This is a genomic window from Chitinophaga pinensis DSM 2588, from assembly GCF_000024005.1.
GTDB lineage: Bacteria > Bacteroidota > Bacteroidia > Chitinophagales > Chitinophagaceae > Chitinophaga > Chitinophaga pinensis.
The window spans coordinates 1,722,501-1,725,000 of the sequence record NC_013132.1; the positions used below are offsets into that span (position 1 = coordinate 1,722,501).

A 2,500-nucleotide genomic window follows, 5' to 3' on the forward strand; every position below is an offset into this window, starting at 1 on the left:
AAACCGTGCGCCTACAAGCGGTCGGAGCATAGTAATATGTGACGGCGTGCCTTTTGCATAATGAGCCTACGAGTTACTCCTTACTGGCAAGGTTAAGCACTTAAGTTGCGGAGCCGTAGCGAAAGCGAGTTCTAACAGAGCGTTTAAGTCAGTAGGGGTAGACGCGAAACTTTGTGATCTATCCATGGGCAGGTTGAAGGTTTGGTAACACAAACTGGAGGACCGAACTCATTAGCGTTGAAAAGCTATGGGATGACCTGTGGATAGGGGTGAAAGGCCAATCAAACTGAGAGATAGCTCGTTCTCCCCGAAATGTTTTTAGGAACAGCCTCGTATATAGAGTTATCATAGAGGTAGAGCTACTAATTGGGCTAGGGGGCTTCACCGCCTACCAAACCCTAATAAACTCCGAATGCTATGATATATCTGCGGGAGTGAGGCTGTGGGCGCTAAGGTCCATGGCCGAGAGGGAAATAACCCAGATTAACAGCTAAGGTCCCTAATCGTATGTTAAGTTGAACAAACGAAGTTCAAATCCTATAACAGCCAGGATGTTGGCTTGGAAGCAGCCATTCATTTAAAGAGTGCGTAACAGCTCACTGGTCGAGGGTTTGAGCACGGAAAATAATCGGGCATCAAACATACAACCGAAGCTTTAGGATTCTACTTAGGTAGATATCGGTAGGGGAGCATTCTAAACTGCATTGAAGGTGTATCGCGAGATATGCTGGAGCGTTTAGAAAAGAAAATGTAGGCATAAGTAACGATAAAATAGGTGAAAAACCTATTCGCCGTAAGACTAAGGGTTCCTGATCAACGCTAATCGGATCAGGGTTAGTCGGGTCCTTAGGCAAAGCCGAGAGGCGTAGCTGATGGCAAACTGGTGAATATTCCAGTACCTGCTATAATTTCGATGGGGTAACGGAGTAGTGAAAGGACTGCGCACTTACGGAATAGTGCGTTAAAGGGAGTAGTTATATTTTGTGTAGGAAAATCCGCACGAGATGATGAACCCGATAGTACAGCAAAGCTTCGGCCGCGCTGATAATGTCCCTAATCAGACTTCCAAGAAAAACCTCTAAGGTTAGGTTATAGCAGCCCGTACCGTAAACCGACACAGGTAGTCGAGGAGAGTATCCTCAGGCGCTCGAGTGATCCGTGGTAAAGGAACTAGGCAAATTGACGCTGTAACTTCGGGATAAGGCGTACCGCAGTGATGCGGTCTCAGTAAAATGGTCCAACCAACTGTTTAACAAAAACACAGGGCCCTGCAAAATCGAAAGATGACGTATAGAGCCTGATACCTGCCCGGTGCTGGAAGGTTAAGGAAGGATGTTCGGAGTAATCCAAAGCTTCTGACTGAAGCCCCAGTAAACGGCGGCCGTAACTATAACGGTCCTAAGGTAGCGAAATTCCTTGTCGGGTAAGTTCCGACCTGCACGAATGGTCTAATGAGTTGGACACTGTCTCTACCACGAGCTCGGTGAAATTGTAGTATCGGTGAAGATGCCGGTTAATCGCAACGGGACGGAAAGACCCCGTGAACCTTCACTACAACTTAACATTGATTTTGAACAACAGATGTGTAGGATAGTTGGGAGACTATGAAGCAGCTTCGCCAGGAGTTGTGGAGTCAACGTTGAAATACCAACCTTCTGTTGTTTAGAGTCTAACTCGGCAACGAGGACATTGTTTGGTGGGTAGTTTGACTGGGGTGGTCGCCTCCTAAAAAGTAACGGAGGCTCGCAAAGGTACCCTCAGTACGGTTGGTAATCGTACGCAGAGCGCATTAGTAAAAGGGTGCTTGACTGTGAGGCCGACAAGCCGAGCAGGAGCGAAAGCTGGCTAAAGTGATCCGGTGGTTCTGTATGGAAGGGCCATCGCTCAAAGGATAAAAGGTACTCCGGGGATAACAGGCTGATCTCCCCCAAGAGCTCATATCGACGGGGAGGTTTGGCACCTCGATGTCGGTTCGTCACATCCTGGGGCTGGAGAAGGTCCCAAGGGTTCGGCTGTTCGCCGATTAAAGTGGCACGTGAACTGGGTTCAGAACGTCGCAAGACAGTTCGGTCCCTATCTGTTGTGATCGTTAGTAAATTGCGGGGACATGACCTTAGTACGAGAGGACCGGGTCGTACGTACCGCTGGTGTATCAGTTGTGCCGCCAGGTGCAGTGCTGAGTAGCTATGTACGGAAAGGATAAACGCTGAAAGCATCTAAGCGTGAAACCTACCTCAAGATGAGTTTACTTTTAAGGGCCGTCGGAGACTACGACGTTGATAGGCTACAGGTGTAAGGGTGGTAACATCGAAGCCGAGTAGTACTAATTGCCCGTAAGCTTTAATTTTATTTTTTTGTGATACTATTACAATTTCCCAATATGTTACCTTATTGGTCTTCTGTCAGGATAACGCTGCAATAGTGCTGACTGAAAGACGAGATCATACTAAAGATCTTATGGTGGTTTTGCCAAGGGTGTTCACCTCTTCCCATTCCGAAC

The 2,500-nt window shown here is 47.6% G+C and carries 2 rRNA genes (both only partly in view); both read left to right on the plus strand.

The window, feature by feature from the left end:
• A 23S ribosomal RNA gene (locus CPIN_RS07115) occupies window positions 1-2,347 on the plus strand (it extends 533 nt beyond the left edge of the window).
• Between the two features lie 109 nt (window positions 2,348-2,456).
• Window positions 2,457-2,500 (plus strand): 5S ribosomal RNA (rrf, locus tag CPIN_RS07120); it runs 68 nt beyond the window's last position.